Source organism: Pseudomonas sp. TE3895 (assembly GCF_056278855.1).
In genome coordinates, this window is record NZ_JBWBQE010000001.1 from 943,798 (window position 1) to 956,858 (window position 13,061).

The 13,061-nt window shown below is 61.6% G+C and carries 16 protein-coding genes; 10 read left to right on the forward strand and 6 right to left on the reverse strand.

The window, feature by feature from the left end; all coding sequences use genetic code 11:
* Nucleotides 1-30: 30 nt before the first annotated feature.
* Nucleotides 31-927 carry a LysR family transcriptional regulator gene (locus ACZ889_RS04215; RefSeq protein ID WP_129931866.1) on the forward strand — a complete coding sequence of 299 codons (897 nt, stop codon included), beginning with the start codon at nucleotides 31-33 and terminating at the stop codon, nucleotides 925-927.
* Here the strand turns inward: ACZ889_RS04215 and ACZ889_RS04220 are convergent.
* Nucleotides 924-1,247: an ElaB/YgaM/YqjD family protein gene (locus ACZ889_RS04220; protein ID WP_004575266.1), complete on the reverse strand. Its 324-nt coding sequence runs from the start codon at nucleotides 1,245-1,247 to the stop codon at nucleotides 924-926. The genes ACZ889_RS04215 and ACZ889_RS04220 overlap by 4 nt on opposite strands.
* A 150-nt stretch (nucleotides 1,248-1,397) precedes the next feature.
* Here ACZ889_RS04220 and ACZ889_RS04225 point away from each other — a divergent pair, with 150 nt between their 5' ends.
* Both ACZ889_RS04225 and ACZ889_RS04230 read left to right on the forward strand, forming a co-directional pair.
* The gene (locus ACZ889_RS04225) at nucleotides 1,398-1,613 is read left to right on the forward strand and encodes a dodecin (protein ID WP_003253076.1); all 216 of its coding nucleotides are present in this window, start codon (nucleotides 1,398-1,400) and stop codon (nucleotides 1,611-1,613) included.
* A 100-nt stretch (nucleotides 1,614-1,713) separates the two neighbouring features.
* Entirely contained in the window at nucleotides 1,714-1,935 is a 222-nt protein-coding gene (locus ACZ889_RS04230; protein WP_180689049.1) for a DUF1161 domain-containing protein, read from the forward strand.
* Between the two features lie 72 nt (nucleotides 1,936-2,007).
* Here ACZ889_RS04230 and ACZ889_RS04235 read toward each other — a convergent pair whose 3' ends face one another.
* Nucleotides 2,008-3,012 carry an LLM class flavin-dependent oxidoreductase gene (locus ACZ889_RS04235; protein WP_180689048.1) on the reverse strand — a complete coding sequence of 335 codons (1,005 nt, stop codon included), beginning with the start codon at nucleotides 3,010-3,012 and terminating at the stop codon, nucleotides 2,008-2,010.
* 152 nt (nucleotides 3,013-3,164) lie between these two features.
* On the opposite strand from ACZ889_RS04235, the gene ACZ889_RS04240 reads away from it, so the two are divergent.
* Nucleotides 3,165-3,590, forward strand: a complete 426-nt coding sequence (locus ACZ889_RS04240; protein WP_003253070.1) for an OsmC family protein — start codon at nucleotides 3,165-3,167, stop codon at nucleotides 3,588-3,590.
* Between the two features lie 75 nt (nucleotides 3,591-3,665).
* A complete protein-coding gene (locus ACZ889_RS04245) occupies nucleotides 3,666-3,899 on the forward strand; it encodes a DUF1161 domain-containing protein (protein WP_003253067.1) in 234 nt (77 codons plus the stop codon).
* A 35-nt stretch (nucleotides 3,900-3,934) separates the two neighbouring features.
* On the opposite strand, the gene ACZ889_RS04250 is transcribed toward ACZ889_RS04245, so the two are convergent.
* A complete protein-coding gene (locus ACZ889_RS04250) occupies nucleotides 3,935-4,348 on the reverse strand; it encodes a PA0061/PA0062 family lipoprotein (protein ID WP_011953134.1) in 414 nt (137 codons plus the stop codon).
* 55 nt (nucleotides 4,349-4,403) lie between these two features.
* Entirely contained in the window at nucleotides 4,404-4,817 is a 414-nt protein-coding gene (locus ACZ889_RS04255) for a lipoprotein (protein ID WP_010951496.1), read from the reverse strand.
* Between the two features lie 85 nt (nucleotides 4,818-4,902).
* On the opposite strand from ACZ889_RS04255, the gene ACZ889_RS04260 reads away from it, so the two are divergent.
* On the forward strand, nucleotides 4,903-5,976 hold the full coding sequence (locus ACZ889_RS04260) for an aminopeptidase (RefSeq protein WP_476257190.1): 1,074 nt from the start codon (nucleotides 4,903-4,905) through the stop codon (nucleotides 5,974-5,976).
* A gap of 105 nt (nucleotides 5,977-6,081) precedes the next feature.
* Here the strand turns inward: ACZ889_RS04260 and ACZ889_RS04265 are convergent, their stop codons facing one another.
* Complete coding sequence (locus ACZ889_RS04265) at nucleotides 6,082-6,732, reverse strand: HAD family hydrolase (RefSeq protein ID WP_004575264.1); 651 nt, start codon at nucleotides 6,730-6,732, stop codon at nucleotides 6,082-6,084.
* Between the two features lie 59 nt (nucleotides 6,733-6,791).
* The gene (locus ACZ889_RS04270) at nucleotides 6,792-7,340 is read right to left on the reverse strand and encodes a gamma carbonic anhydrase family protein (protein ID WP_004575263.1); all 549 of its coding nucleotides are present in this window, start codon (nucleotides 7,338-7,340) and stop codon (nucleotides 6,792-6,794) included.
* Nucleotides 7,341-7,406: 66 nt separating this feature from the next.
* Here ACZ889_RS04270 and prlC point away from each other — a divergent pair, with 66 nt between their 5' ends.
* From prlC to ACZ889_RS04290, 4 genes are all read left to right on the forward strand, one after another.
* The gene (gene prlC, locus ACZ889_RS04275) at nucleotides 7,407-9,494 is read left to right on the forward strand and encodes an oligopeptidase A (RefSeq protein ID WP_019436839.1); all 2,088 of its coding nucleotides are present in this window, start codon (nucleotides 7,407-7,409) and stop codon (nucleotides 9,492-9,494) included.
* A complete protein-coding gene (locus ACZ889_RS04280) occupies nucleotides 9,491-9,772 on the forward strand; it encodes a YheV family putative zinc ribbon protein (protein WP_003253053.1) in 282 nt (93 codons plus the stop codon). Before prlC ends, ACZ889_RS04280 begins: the two co-directional genes overlap by 4 nt.
* A gap of 124 nt (nucleotides 9,773-9,896) precedes the next feature.
* Nucleotides 9,897-11,891, forward strand: coding sequence for a M3 family metallopeptidase (locus ACZ889_RS04285; protein ID WP_476257191.1), 1,995 nt, complete (start codon nucleotides 9,897-9,899; stop codon nucleotides 11,889-11,891).
* A 70-nt stretch (nucleotides 11,892-11,961) separates the two neighbouring features.
* Nucleotides 11,962-13,020 carry a PA0069 family radical SAM protein gene (locus ACZ889_RS04290; protein WP_179053181.1) on the forward strand — a complete coding sequence of 353 codons (1,059 nt, stop codon included), beginning with the start codon at nucleotides 11,962-11,964 and terminating at the stop codon, nucleotides 13,018-13,020.
* Nucleotides 13,021-13,061: the final 41 nt, after the last annotated feature.

The window sequence follows — 13,061 nt, forward strand, 5'->3', positions numbered from 1 at the left end:
GTAAACTTGTCAGAAAAACTCACAGGTAAAATGGCCCACGACCTCCCTCCCCTCAATGCCCTGCGCGCCTTCGAGGCTGCAGCCAGGCTGAACAGTGTCAGCCAGGCGGCGGAAGCGCTGCACGTCACCCACGGCGCTGTCAGCCGGCAGATCAAGGTGCTTGAGGAGCATCTGGGCGTAGCCCTGTTCGTCAAGGACGGGCGTGGCATCAAACTCACAGATGCCGGTGTGCGTCTGCGCGATGCCAGCGGTGAGGCCTTCGACCGGCTGCGCAGCGTGTGTTCCGAGCTCAGCCGTGATGTGAGCGAGGCGCCATTCGTGCTGGGCTGCTCGGGCAGCCTGCTGGCGCGGTGGTTTATCCCGCGGCTGGGCCGGTTGCAGGCGGATTTGCCTGAGCTGCGCTTGCACCTGTCGGCGGGTGAGGGCGACCTTGACCCGCGGCGGCCTGGGCTGGATGCGTTGCTGGTGTATGCCGAGCCACCTTGGCCGGCGGACATGCAGGTGCATGTGCTGGCCGAGGAATGCATCGGGCCGGTGCTCAGCCCGCATTTCGCAGGCTTCCAGCGCTTGCAGGGTGCGCCCGCCAAGGCACTGCTGGGTGAAGCCTTGCTGCACACCACTTCACGCCCGCAAGCCTGGCCGACCTGGGCGGTGCAACAGGGCCTGGACCCGGCGGCCATTCACTATGGCCAGGCTTTCGAGCACCTGTATTACCTGCTGGAAGCTGCCGTGGCCGGATTGGGCGTGGCGATAGCACCGCAGCCACTGGTCGCTGATGACCTGCGGGCGGGCCGTTTGAGTGCGCCTTGGGGCTTTTCACCTACCCAGGCGGCGCTGGCATTGTGGGTGCCACGGCGCGCCGCAGACGGGCGCGCCGAGCAGTTGGCGCAGTGGTTACGGGCGGAACTTGCGCGGCAGAGCGCTTAGTTTCGCTTGCATATCAGGTAGGCCGCCAGCAGGCCCAGCGCACCAATGGCCACACCGGCGGTGGTGTAGGGGTGTTCCTGGGCGTAATCCCGGGTGGCTTTGCCGGTCTGGCGGGTGCGCTGCTTCACTTCCTCGTACGCATCGCTCAGTAGGCTGCGCGAATGACGCAGTGCGCTTTCAGCGTTGCTGCGGATTGCCTTCACCGACTTCTGGGACTCTTCCGACGCATCATGCTTGAGGTGTTCCAAGCTTTTCAGAAGGCTCTCGATCTCCGCTTCCATGCTTTCCAGGGACGTTTTACGCAGCGAGTTGCGGTGCATGTTGACTCTCCTTTGCAGTATGGGCTGTAAGGATTGCGACCCTTGGGCTGCGTGAAAGTGCGATCGAACTTTCGCTGACAGTGACCGCTCGCAGGTAAACTAGGCCTGCGCTGCTAGGCTGAATCTCACTGTCACCCATGGAGAGCACTCATGACCGATCATCACACCTACAAGAAAATCGAACTGGTCGGGTCTTCGCCCACCAGTATCGAAGAGGCGATCAACAATGCTTTGGCCGAAGCCGGTAAAAGCATCAAGCACCTGGAATGGTTCGAAGTGGTCGATACCCGCGGCCATATCCGCGACAACAAAGCGGCGCATTTCCAGGTCACGCTGAAGGTCGGCTTCCGTATCGCCAATAGCTGAAACAACGTTGGGTTGTATGATCCCGGCGTGATGAGGTATTCAGAAAAGGGGCGCCTTGGTGGGGCCCCTTCTGATTTCATCTGCACAAGGAACGCGAGTGATGAACAAACTGATTCTGGCGCTGGGCCTGATGACCCTGGCCGGTGGTGCGCTGGCAGCGGGCAAACCGTGCGAGGAACTGAAGGCGGAAATTGCGGCCAAGCTGGATGCCAAGGGCGTCACTGGCTACAAGCTGGAGATCGTCAATAAAGGCGACCCGGCGGGCAAGGTGATTGGTAGCTGCGAGGCCGGTACCAAGGAGATTGTTTACCGCCGCGGCTGATGCGTTTGCCCTTTCGCGGAGTTGCCCGCTTCCACAGTCAACCTATGGGAGCGGGCGAGCCCGTGTCGAGAGTCACTCGGTCTTGAGGGCCTGCGCCATCAGCTCATATGACCGAATGCGGTCCGCATGCTCATACAGGTCACAGGTAAAGATCAGCTCATCCGCACCCGTCTGTTCCAGCAGCACTTCTACCTTGGCCTTTACCTTCTGCGGGCTGCCGATCATGGCCAGCCCCAGGAAGCTGCCCACTGTCTCCCGCTCATGGGGCAACCACAGCCCATCCATGCTTTCCACGGGGGGCTTCTGCATCAGGCTCTGTCCACGAATCAGCGCCAGGATGCGCTGGTAGACCGAGGTGGCCAGGTATTCGGCCTTCTCGTCGGTCTGCGCCACCACCATGGGAATGCCCAGCATCACATACGGCTTGTCCAGCGTGATCGAGGGCTTGAAATGGTTGCGGTACACGCGAATGGCCTCGTGCATGTAGCGTGGCGCGAAATGCGAGGCGAAGGCATAGGGCATGCCGCGCATGCCCGCCAGCTGGGCACTGAACAGGCTGGATCCCAGCAACCACATCGGCACGTCGGTGTCGTGCCCCGGTACGGCGATCACTTTTTGATCATCAGTGCGTGGCCCGAGGTAGCGCGAAAGCTCCTCGACATCGTCCGGGAAGTCGTCCGGGCCGCCAGCGCGGTCGCGTCGCAGGGCATAGGCCGTCATCTGGTCCGAACCCGGCGCACGGCCCAGGCCAAGGTCGATACGCCCCGGATAAAGGCTGGCCAAGGTGCCGAACTGCTCGGCGATCACCAGTGGCGCATGGTTGGGCAGCATCACCCCGCCAGAGCCCACGCGAATACGTGAGGTGCCACCGGCCAGGTAGCCGATCAGCACCGACGTCGCCGAACTGGCGATGCCGTCCATGTTGTGGTGCTCGGCCACCCAGAAGCGGTTATAGCCAAAGCGCTCGACATGCTGCGCCAGGTCCAGCGAGTTGCGCAGCGATTGCGCGGGGCCAGCGTCGGCGCGTACGGGCACCAGGTCCAGGGTGGAAATCTTCAGGTCACGCAGCTGCGTCATGGAGCCTCCGCAAAAGTGATTGGCCAGAGGCCTTTTTGATTCTGTATGGGCGCGTTCGTTGGATTCAATGCCTGCAAGCATATTGCTCTGAACTTGCGGCAGGTGGCAGGCCTCTGAACCCTAGGTAAGCAACCCAGTGACCAGGAGGCATCATGAAAAAGACAGCATCGGCGATCTGGCAAGGTGGCCTGAAGGATGGAAAAGGTCTGCTTTCTACCGAAAGCGGCGCACTCAAGCAGAACCCTTATGGCTTCAACACACGTTTCGAGGGCACGCCCGGCACCAACCCGGAGGAGCTGATTGGCGCGGCCCATGCCGGTTGTTTCTCGATGGCGCTATCCATGATGCTCGGCGAGGCGGGGCTTACTGCGGAGCGGATCGACACGGCTGCAGAGGTGACGCTCGACAAGCAAGCTGACGGTTTTGCCATTACCGCTGTGCACTTGGTGCTCAGGGCCAAGGTACCGGGGGCCAGCGAGGCTCAATTCCTGGAGATTGCCAACAAGGCGAAGGAAGGCTGCCCAGTGTCCAAGGTTTTGAATGCGAAGATCAGCCTGGATGCGGCGTTGGTGGGGTGAAACGGTGCAACGGTGGTGGTTTGCTGTAGTCTAAAGAACGTCGGCAGCGCCACTGCCCTTTCCAGGAGCCGTTCCATGATTCGCGTAGCTATCGCTGTGTTGGCTTCCCTTGTCGCCACGTCTGCGCTGGCGGCCGTCAAGCCTTGCGAGGAGCTGAAAACCGAGATCGAGGCCAAGATCCAGGCCCAAGGGGTTTCGTCCTATACGCTGGAGATCGTGCCCAACAGCGAGGTCAAGGACCAGAACATGGTCGTCGGGACCTGCGATGGCGGGACGAAGAAGATCATTTATCAAAAGAATGATCGATAAGCACCAAGGCCCGGGGCTGCAAGGCAGCCCCACATTCACGGTATGCAGAACACTTCGCTAGGCTCGTTCACCACCACCTTGCGGTTGGCGTCATACAGCAGCACCTGCGGCTCCATTACCGGCGCCCGCGCTTCCAGGCGATAGCGTTCGCCGGCCTTGAAGTTGTCAAAGCGTACGGTCAGGTAGCAGGTTCGGTCCCTGGGCTCGGACATGATGCCGCCCGAGTAGATTTCATAATCGAAGCGCACCACCAGTTCGTGCTTGCCCGGCGTCACCTGAAAATATCGGCCATCGTCCAGACGCTTGCCGTCGAGGCGGTCGGCCATGATCACCCGGCCGGGGGTCATGGTGTACAGATCGACCCAGGCCTGCTTGGGGTCGACGGGCGGCAAGGGGCTGGCGCAAGCCCCCAGTGCACTGAGGGCGATCAGCATCATGGGCTGGCGCATGGCAAAACTCCCACTTGCGATTTACAAGTAACAAGCATAGCGCCGTTTGTGCGGTTCAGGTGCGTTGACAACCCGCCGGCAGCCCTTGACCCAGCAGTTTTTGCTGGTGGTCGTAGAGTTTGATCCAAGGGCGGAAGCCAATACTGCCGGCTTGCAGCTGATAACGCTGCCCGGCGCTGAAGTCCTTGAAGGTCAGCTTGACCTGGCAATCGCGCCACAATGGCTCCTCGACGGGGCCGATATTGCTGGGGTTAACCGGAAACTGATAGCGCACGGTCAGTTCGTGGCTGCCGGGTTGAACCTCGAAATAGCGGCTGTCAGCCCAGTCACGCTCATCGACCTGCACGGCGTCTAGCGAAGTATTGTCGTAGCGGGTGAGGTCGATCCAGGCCTGGTTCGGGTCTGGGTCTGGCAATGTTGAACAGGCAGAGATCAACAACACTGAGCCGGCGACCAATAATGCACGCATGGCGAAACTCCCCCTTGGCGAGATAGTCTTGGAGCGAAATGGTCTTGAGCGAGTCAGACAGTCCCGGATGCTTCGACTTTTTCTTATGCAGCGCTCAGGCCCTGGGGCACTCGACCGCATTTTCACCCGTTTGGTTCCGCTGCTTGCGGCGCTCCTGCTGAACGGTTGTAGCAATGCTGCCTACTATGGGCAGCTGGCGCAGGGCCAGTGGCAGTTGCTGCGGGCGCGGCAGCCTGTAGAGCAGGTATTGGCCGACCCTGCTACCCCTGCACCCTTGCGCGCGCACCTGCAGCAGGCCGAAAAGGCGCGGCTGTTTGCCAGCCAGCAATTGAAACTGCCAAACAACCGCAGCTACCGGGTATACGCCGACCTTGGCCGCCCCTACGTGGTGTGGAATGTGTTCGCCACGCCCGAGTTGTCGTTGCAACCGGTAACGCACTGCTTTCCGATTGCCGGGTGCGTGGCGTACCGCGGCTACTACCAGCAAGGCGCGGCGCGAGGCGCGGCGGCGTTGATGCGTCAGGATGGCCTGGATGTGTACGTGGGCGGCGTGGAAGCTTATTCGACCCTGGGTTGGTTCGATGACCCGATTTTGTCGTCGATGGTGGGCTGGGGCGATGAGCGCCTGGCTACGTTGATCTTTCATGAACTGGCCCACCAGCGCTTCTATGTGCAGGACGATACCGAGTTCAATGAGTCGTTTGCCTCGTTCGTCGAGCAGGAAGGCACGCGGCAATGGCGTGCGGCGCGTGGGCTGGCGGCGGTTGGCGGGGATCAGGGAAAGCAGCGCGACCAGTTTATCCGCCTGGTGTTGGCCAGCCGTGAGCGATTGCAGGCGATTTATGCGGGGCCGTTGGATGATGCACACAAGCGCCGGGCCAAGCAGGCCGAGTTTGAGCGTTTGAGGCGTGAATACCGGCAGGTGCGTGATGGCCAGTGGGGCGGTGACAAGCGCTATGACGCCTGGATGTATGGGCCGATGAGTAATGCCAAGTTGTTGCCGTTCGGGCTATATGACCAGTGGGTGCCGGCGTTTGCGTCGCTGTTTCGTGAGGTGGGTGGGGATTGGGTTCGGTTTTACGCGCGGGTCGAGCATTTGGGGCGGTTGCCGATTGAAGAAAGGAAAGCGGCGCTGCAGCGTCTGATGGTTAGCTTTTGAGATTTTGGGGCCGCTTTTGCGGCCCATCGCGCCACAAGGCCCACAAAGGCCCTGCGTACGCCGATCGATGTGGGAGGGCCGGCTGCAAAGCAGCCCTGCTGGCCCTCAAGCCTTGCTAAAAGCCTGGTGCAAATCGGCTACCGTGGCGAAGTGGAAAGCGGGTTCTTCTGCCATCAGCTCTTCCCGGCTGCCAAACCCGTACCCCACCGCGACGGCCTGCAGCCCGTTGCTGCGCGCGCCGATCAGGTCATGCTTGCGGTCTCCGATCATCAGGGTGTGCGCCGGGTCCAGCCCTTCTTCATCCAGCAAATGGCGAATCAGCTCGACCTTGTTGGTGCGCGTGCCGTCCAGCTCACTGCCGTAGATCACCTTGAAGTGATGATCGAAAGCAAAGTGCCGAGCGATTTCGCGGGCGAACTCCCATGGTTTGGAGGTGGCAATGTACAGCGTGCGGCCCTGCCCGTTCAGGGCCTCAAGCAACTCCGGCACACCTTCGAACACGAGGTTTTCGTAAAGACCGGTCACGCGGAAGCGCTCGCGGTAGAAGTTCACCGCATCCCAGGCCTTGGCTTCATCGAAGCTGTAGAACTGCATGAAAGCCTGCAGCAGGGGTGGGCCGATGAAGTGTTCGAGGCGGGCCAGGTCCGGTTCGTCGATGCCCAGCTTGGCCAGGGCGTACTGGATCGAGCGAGTGATGCCCAGGCGTGGGTCGGTCAGGGTGCCGTCGAGGTCGAAGAGGATGTTTTGCTGGTGCATGTACAGGGTTCCACTTGAGTGCTGCGTGGCCTTCTTCGCGGGCGTGCCCGTGAATGCGGTCATTCTGGTTGATCGTAGCCTTCGGCCAGGTGCTGGTCCTTGAGCTTCACGTAGTTGCCGGCGCTGTAGGAGAAAAATGCGCGCTCCTTGTCGTTCAGCAGCCGGGCCTGTTTTACCGGGCTGCCCATGTACAGGTAGCCACTGACCAGGCGTTTGCCCGGCGGCACCAGGCTGCCGGCGCCAATGATCACTTCGTCCTCGACGATGGCACCATCCATGATGGTGCTGCCCATACCCACCAGGATACGGTTGCCCAGGGTGCAGCCATGCAGCATCACCTTGTGCCCGATGGTCACTTCGTCGCCGATGATCAGCGGGAAACCGTCCGGGTTGAAAGGCCCGGCGTGGGTAATGTGCAGCACGCTGCCGTCCTGCACGCTGGTGCGCGCGCCAATGCGGATGCGGTGCATATCGCCGCGCACCACGGTCAACGGCCAGACCGAACTGTCTTCACCGATCTCCACGTCGCCCAGCACCACCGCCGAACGGTCGACGAAGGCCCTGGGCCCAACTTTCGGAGTGTGTTGCTGGAAGCTGCGAATGGCCATGATAGCGTCTCTCATCTGTGCCGATAGGCAGGCTGCCTGCTGCGGTCGGCGTCGATTGTAATTAAGATGGGGCAGTGTTTCTTCTGCCAAGGTATCCAAACCGTGACTGCGAACAACCCGCTTCTGCAATCCCACGATCTGCCGCCCTTCTCGCAAATTCGTGCCGAACACGTGTTGCCGGCGATCGAAGCGATCCTGGCCGACAACCGTAAAGCCATTGCCGAGATCCTCGAAAAGCAGGGCAAGAACCCTACATGGGCCGGCCTGGTGCTGGCCATGGACGAACTGAACGACCGCCTGGGCGCTGCCTGGAGCCCGGTCAGCCACCTCAATGCGGTGTGCAACAGTGCCGAGTTGCGTGAGGCCTACGAGTCGTGCCTGCCGGCGTTGAGCGCCTACTCTACCGAACTGGGCCAGAACCGCGCGCTGTTCGAAGCCTACCAGGCGCTGATCGACAGCCCTGAGGCTGCCGGCTTCGACGTGGCGCAGAAGACTATCCTCGAGCACGCCCTGCGTGACTTCCGCCTGTCGGGTATCGACCTGCCGGCGGACAAGCAGCAGCGTTACGCCGAAGTGCAGAGCAAGCTCAGCGAGCTGGGCAGCCGTTTCTCCAATCAGCTGCTCGACGCCACCCAGGCATGGACCAAGCATGTTACCGACGAAGCTGCGCTGGCCGGCCTGACCGATTCGGCCAAGGCGCAGATGGCCGCTGCAGCCCAGGCCAAGGGCCTGGACGGCTGGTTGATCACCCTTGAATTCCCCAGCTACTACGCGGTGATGACCTACGCCAGTGACCGCGCCCTGCGCGAAGAGCTATACGCCGCCTACTGCACCCGCGCCTCCGACCAGGGCCCGAATGCCGGCCAGTTCGACAATGGCCCGGTGATGCGCGAAATCCTCGACCTGCGCCAGGAACTGGCCGAACTGCTGGGCTACAAGAACTACGCCGAGCTGAGCCTGGCCACCAAGATGGCCGAGTCCAGCGACCAGGTGCTGAGCTTCCTGCGTGACTTGGCCAAGCGTTCCAAGCCGTTCGCCGCCCAGGACCTGCAACAGCTCAAGGCCTACGCTGCCGAACAAGGCTGCCCCGAGCTGGCCAGCTGGGACGCCGGCTACTTTGGCGAGAAGCTGCGCGAGCAGCGCTACAGTGTGTCGCAGGAAGCCCTGCGCGCCTACTTCCCGATCGACAAGGTGCTGGGCGGCCTGTTCAGCATCGTGCAGCGCCTGTACGGCATCGAAATCGCCGAGCTCAAGGGCTTCGACAGCTGGCACCCAGACGTACGCCTGTTCGAGATCAAGGAGAACGGTCAGCACGTTGGCCGTTTCTTCTTCGACCTGTACGCCCGCGCCAACAAGCGTGGCGGCGCCTGGATGGACGGCGCCCGTGACCGTCGCCGCACTGCCGGTGGCCAGCTGCAGAGCCCGGTGGCCAACCTGGTGTGCAACTTCACCCCGGCCGCGCCCGGCAAGCCCGCCTTGCTGACCCATGATGAAGTCACCACCCTGTTCCACGAATTTGGTCACGGCCTGCACCACATGCTGACCCGCATCGAGCATGCCGGCGTGTCCGGCATCAACGGCGTGGCCTGGGATGCGGTCGAGCTGCCAAGCCAGTTCATGGAAAACTGGTGCTGGGAGCCGGAAGGCCTGGCACTGATTTCTGGTCACTACGAAACCGGCGCCGCCCTGCCCCAGGACCTGCTGGACAAGATGCTGGCCGCGAAAAACTTCCAGTCGGGCATGATGATGGTGCGCCAGTTGGAGTTCTCGCTGTTCGATTTCGAGCTGCACGCCAGCCATGGCGACGGCCGCAGCGTATTGCAGGTGCTCGAAGGTGTGCGTGACGAGGTGTCGGTCATGCGCCCGCCGGCTTACAACCGCTTCCCCAACAGCTTTGCGCACATTTTCGCGGGCGGTTACGCGGCCGGCTACTACAGCTACAAGTGGGCCGAAGTGCTGTCCGCTGACGCCTTCTCGCGCTTCGAGGAGGAAGGCGTGCTGAACGCCGAGACCGGCCGCGCCTTCCGCGAGGCGATCCTGGCCCGTGGTGGTTCGCGCGAGCCGATGGAGCTGTTCGTCGACTTCCGTGGCCGTGAGCCTTCCATCGATGCATTGCTGCGCCACAGTGGTCTCACCGAGGACGCTGCAGCATGAGTGAGGTAGCTGTGAACAAGACCAAGAAGCGCTTCATTGCCGGTGCCGTGTGCCCGGCGTGCAGCGAGCCCGACAAGCTGATGATGTGGAACGACGACGGCGTACCGCACCGCGAGTGCGTGGCTTGCGGCTTTACCGACACCCTCAACGAGCAGGGCTTGTCGGTGCCGAAGGAACTGGGCACGCGGGTCAACCACCTGGCGCCGAAAGCCGCGCCGGCCAAGGTGCAGACCGTGCAGTTCTTCCCAAATCCGAAGCTGAAAAAGCCGGCTGAGTAATCCTGTCATGCCGCCCGGGTGCAATGCCCGGGCAGGCATGGACAGGTGTTAGATAGTCAGGCCACCTGGCGCATGCTGGCCATGCAAGCTCTCTTGCTCATTTCTATCAGCAAGGTGATGCACCATGGCCAACCCTCTTCTGCAAGATAGCCATATCCCCGTCGATTACTCTTCCATCACCCTCGAAAACATGCAGGCGGCATTCGCTCACGTGCTGCAGGCACACGAGAACGGTGTCGAGCGCATCATCCGTGATCAACGAACCATGCCCACCTGGGATGACATGGTGCTGGCGGTGGATGGGCTGGATAGCCGGCTGCTGGCAGTGTTGTATGCCGCCTCACCACTGGTCGGCCGGGATACGGCGTGGGCCAACGCCATCATTGATTTCTACGGGAAAGTGACGGCGCGCTTCGAGCAAAAATTCGCCAACACGGTTTTGCATGACCTGTATGCACGCTTGGCCGGCAGTGACATCGGCAAGCAACTGGATGTCGGGAAGCGTGCCACTTTGCGTTGGCACCTGGACAAGTTCGCCGCTAGCGGGGCGTTACTCGACACCGCAGGCAAAGCGCATCTGGCAGACCTTCAAGCGCAGATTGGCACTGCACGCGAGGCGTTCCGCAGCAACATCGACCGGCCTGGGTTGAATATCACCGATGAAGCGGAGCTGAGCGGCATCCCGCAGCGGGTACGTGACGAATTGGCTGCAAGCGCACAGCAAGCAGGTAAGCAGGGCTGGTTGATTGCGTGTGACACGGTGACTACGCGTGAGGTGCTCAAACATGCTGCCAACCGACAGCTCCGTGAGCGTGTGTACCGGGCTTTTCACGCCCGTGGCGTCAGCCATGATCGGCAACAGGACAACCGCACGTATCTGCAGCAACAGGCGCAATTGCTTGAGGAGAAGGCCCTCCTGCTCGGTTATTCCGGCCATCTGGAGCAGAGCCTGCAGGTGAAAAGTGCCGGTTCGGTAGACCAGGTGCGCGGCTTTCTCCACGATCTGGCCGATCATGTGCGACCTGCCATGTTGCGGTGGCGTTCGCAGGTGGAGTGTTGGGCTGCCGAGCAGGGCCTGGGCAAACCCCAACCCTGGGATTTCGAGTACCTGCGGTGTGCTTCGCGCAGCGAGTTTCCTGCCGAAGCGCTGCGCGATTTTTTCCCGCTGAATACCGTTGTCAGTGCGTTGCAGCAATTGGCGCAGACGTTGTTTGGTGCAGTGCTGCAGCCCAAAGCGCTGCCTGTCTGGGATGACAGCGTGCAGCCGTTCGAGGTGTGGCAGGACAGCGCTTTCATTGGCTTTCTGTATCTGGATGCCGTGCAACACGCAGGCAAGCAGCCAGACGCGGTGTTCACCACCTATGTAAGGAATCGCCGGGTCGATGCAGAGGGTATCTGCCAGGCAGCCTCGGTGGTGGTGTTCAGTGATGTGCCGCAAGCGCTGTCAGGTTCGCAGCCGTTGCTCGATCATTTGTCACTGCGCAAGCTGTTCCATGAATTCGGCCATGCCCTGCACCACCTGCTGGTACGTACGACGAACCACGTCATGTCCAATGTGACCGAGCTGGGCACCGATGGTGTGGAGTTGTTCGGCAAGCTGTTCGAACGTTGGGTCTGGGACGCGGACTACCTGGTGGCGATCTCGGCGCGCACGCACGACGGCCACCAACTATCCCGCGAGCAAGCTGATGAGTGCCTGCGGCAGCTACGGCAGCAGGGCGTGGAGGAGATCGCGGGTGATCTATGCCTGGCGCTGTTCGACATGGACCTGCATGGCACACCAAACGATGGCAGGACCTTTGAACAGCGACTGGGTGATGCCCGCGCGCGTTGCGGTTACTGGCCACTCGCTGACTTTGAACATCCAGCGCATGCCTTCGACCACCTTGTGAACGGCTACGATGCGGGTTACTACGCCTACCTGTGGTCGGATGTGCATGCCTTCGATGTGTTCACCCGCTTCGAAGCCGAGGGCCTGTTGAGCGGAGCCACGGGGCGGGCACTGCAGGAAGCACTGTTCGCCCCAGGAGCATCGCGCCCATTGCGTGAAGGCATCGAGGCGTTTCTTGGGCGGCAATCGAGCCAGGCAGCGTATCTCAGCTGGCATGGCCTGAAGTAGTCAGACCAGAGGTGCTGGAAAGATACCGGCATGCGCGATACTGTATATGAATACAGTATTCAGGTGAGCCATGATTCCTCCAGCACCGCAAAAGGGCCGTGGCACGGCGCACAATCCACACAACCGCTTTGCCCCTGGTCATTCGGTGGCGGAGGATGATGGCTGGTACCAGGAAGTGCCGCAAACCCAGGGCACCGAGGTGCGGATCGAGACAGCCAAGTCGGTGATCAGCCGCAACACTTCACCCGACCTGCCTTTCGATCGTTCCATCAACCCTTACCGTGGCTGCGAGCATGGCTGCATCTACTGCTATGCCCGCCCCTCACACGCCTACTGGGACCTTTCTCCCGGCCTGGATTTCGAGACCAAACTGATTGCCAAGACCAACGCCGCAGAGGTGCTGGCACAGCAATTGAGCAAACCGGGCTACGTGTGCGCGCCGATCAATCTGGGCTCCAACACCGACCCGTACCAGCCGATTGAGCGGGAACAGTTACTGACCCGGCGCTTGCTCGAAGTGTTACTGCGTTTTCGTCACCCGGTGACCATTGTCACCAAGGGTTCACTGGTGCTGCGCGACCTCGACCTGCTGGCCGAGATGGCCCGCCAGCGCCTGGCACGAGTGATGATCAGCCTGACCACGCTGGACGACGGCCTCAAGCGCGTGCTCGAACCCCGAGCGGCCTCACCCGGTGCGAGGTTGAGGGCCATCCGGGTATTGCGTGAAGCGGGCGTACCGGTGGGTGTTTTGTGTTCGCCGATGATTCCGATGATCAACGACAGTGAGCTGGAACGCCTGTTGGAGGCGGCCAAGGAGGCTGGCGCACAGAGTGCGGCCTACATGATGTTGCGCCTGCCGCTGGAAGTGGCGCCGTTGTTTGAGCAGTGGTTGCAGGATCATTACCCGCAGCGGGCAGCGCATGTGTTGAGCCTGATCCGCCAGAGCCGTGGTGGCGAGCTGTATGACAGTCGGTTCGGTGTGCGTATGCGTGGTGAAGGGGTGTTTGCCGAGTTGCTGGCGCAGCGCTTTGCCAAGGCAATGAAACGGCTGGACTTCGAAGGGCGCGATGCGCAGGCGCTGGATTGCTCGGCGTTCTGCCCGCCGGGTGGGCAGATGGCGCTGTTCTGACATGAACCCACCCCCCCACAGGGGGCTGCGCATTGCTCACA

Coding starts and splice junctions, on each gene's coding strand:
- ACZ889_RS04215 (WP_129931866.1), top strand. CDS start 31: ATGGCCCACGACCTCCCTCCCCTCAATGCCCTGCGCGCCTTCGAGGCT.
- ACZ889_RS04220 (WP_004575266.1), bottom strand. CDS start 1,247: ATGCACCGCAACTCGCTGCGTAAAACGTCCCTGGAAAGCATGGAAGCG.
- ACZ889_RS04225 (WP_003253076.1), top strand. CDS start 1,398: ATGACCGATCATCACACCTACAAGAAAATCGAACTGGTCGGGTCTTCG.
- ACZ889_RS04230 (WP_180689049.1), top strand. CDS start 1,714: ATGAACAAACTGATTCTGGCGCTGGGCCTGATGACCCTGGCCGGTGGT.
- ACZ889_RS04235 (WP_180689048.1), bottom strand. CDS start 3,012: ATGACGCAGCTGCGTGACCTGAAGATTTCCACCCTGGACCTGGTGCCC.
- ACZ889_RS04240 (WP_003253070.1), top strand. CDS start 3,165: ATGAAAAAGACAGCATCGGCGATCTGGCAAGGTGGCCTGAAGGATGGA.
- ACZ889_RS04245 (WP_003253067.1), top strand. CDS start 3,666: ATGATTCGCGTAGCTATCGCTGTGTTGGCTTCCCTTGTCGCCACGTCT.
- ACZ889_RS04250 (WP_011953134.1), bottom strand. CDS start 4,348: ATGCGCCAGCCCATGATGCTGATCGCCCTCAGTGCACTGGGGGCTTGC.
- ACZ889_RS04255 (WP_010951496.1), bottom strand. CDS start 4,817: ATGCGTGCATTATTGGTCGCCGGCTCAGTGTTGTTGATCTCTGCCTGT.
- ACZ889_RS04260 (WP_476257190.1), top strand. CDS start 4,903: ATGCAGCGCTCAGGCCCTGGGGCACTCGACCGCATTTTCACCCGTTTG.
- ACZ889_RS04265 (WP_004575264.1), bottom strand. CDS start 6,732: ATGCACCAGCAAAACATCCTCTTCGACCTCGACGGCACCCTGACCGAC.
- ACZ889_RS04270 (WP_004575263.1), bottom strand. CDS start 7,340: ATGGCCATTCGCAGCTTCCAGCAACACACTCCGAAAGTTGGGCCCAGG.
- prlC (WP_019436839.1), top strand. CDS start 7,407: ATGGGGCAGTGTTTCTTCTGCCAAGGTATCCAAACCGTGACTGCGAAC.
- ACZ889_RS04280 (WP_003253053.1), top strand. CDS start 9,491: ATGAGTGAGGTAGCTGTGAACAAGACCAAGAAGCGCTTCATTGCCGGT.
- ACZ889_RS04285 (WP_476257191.1), top strand. CDS start 9,897: ATGGCCAACCCTCTTCTGCAAGATAGCCATATCCCCGTCGATTACTCT.
- ACZ889_RS04290 (WP_179053181.1), top strand. CDS start 11,962: ATGATTCCTCCAGCACCGCAAAAGGGCCGTGGCACGGCGCACAATCCA.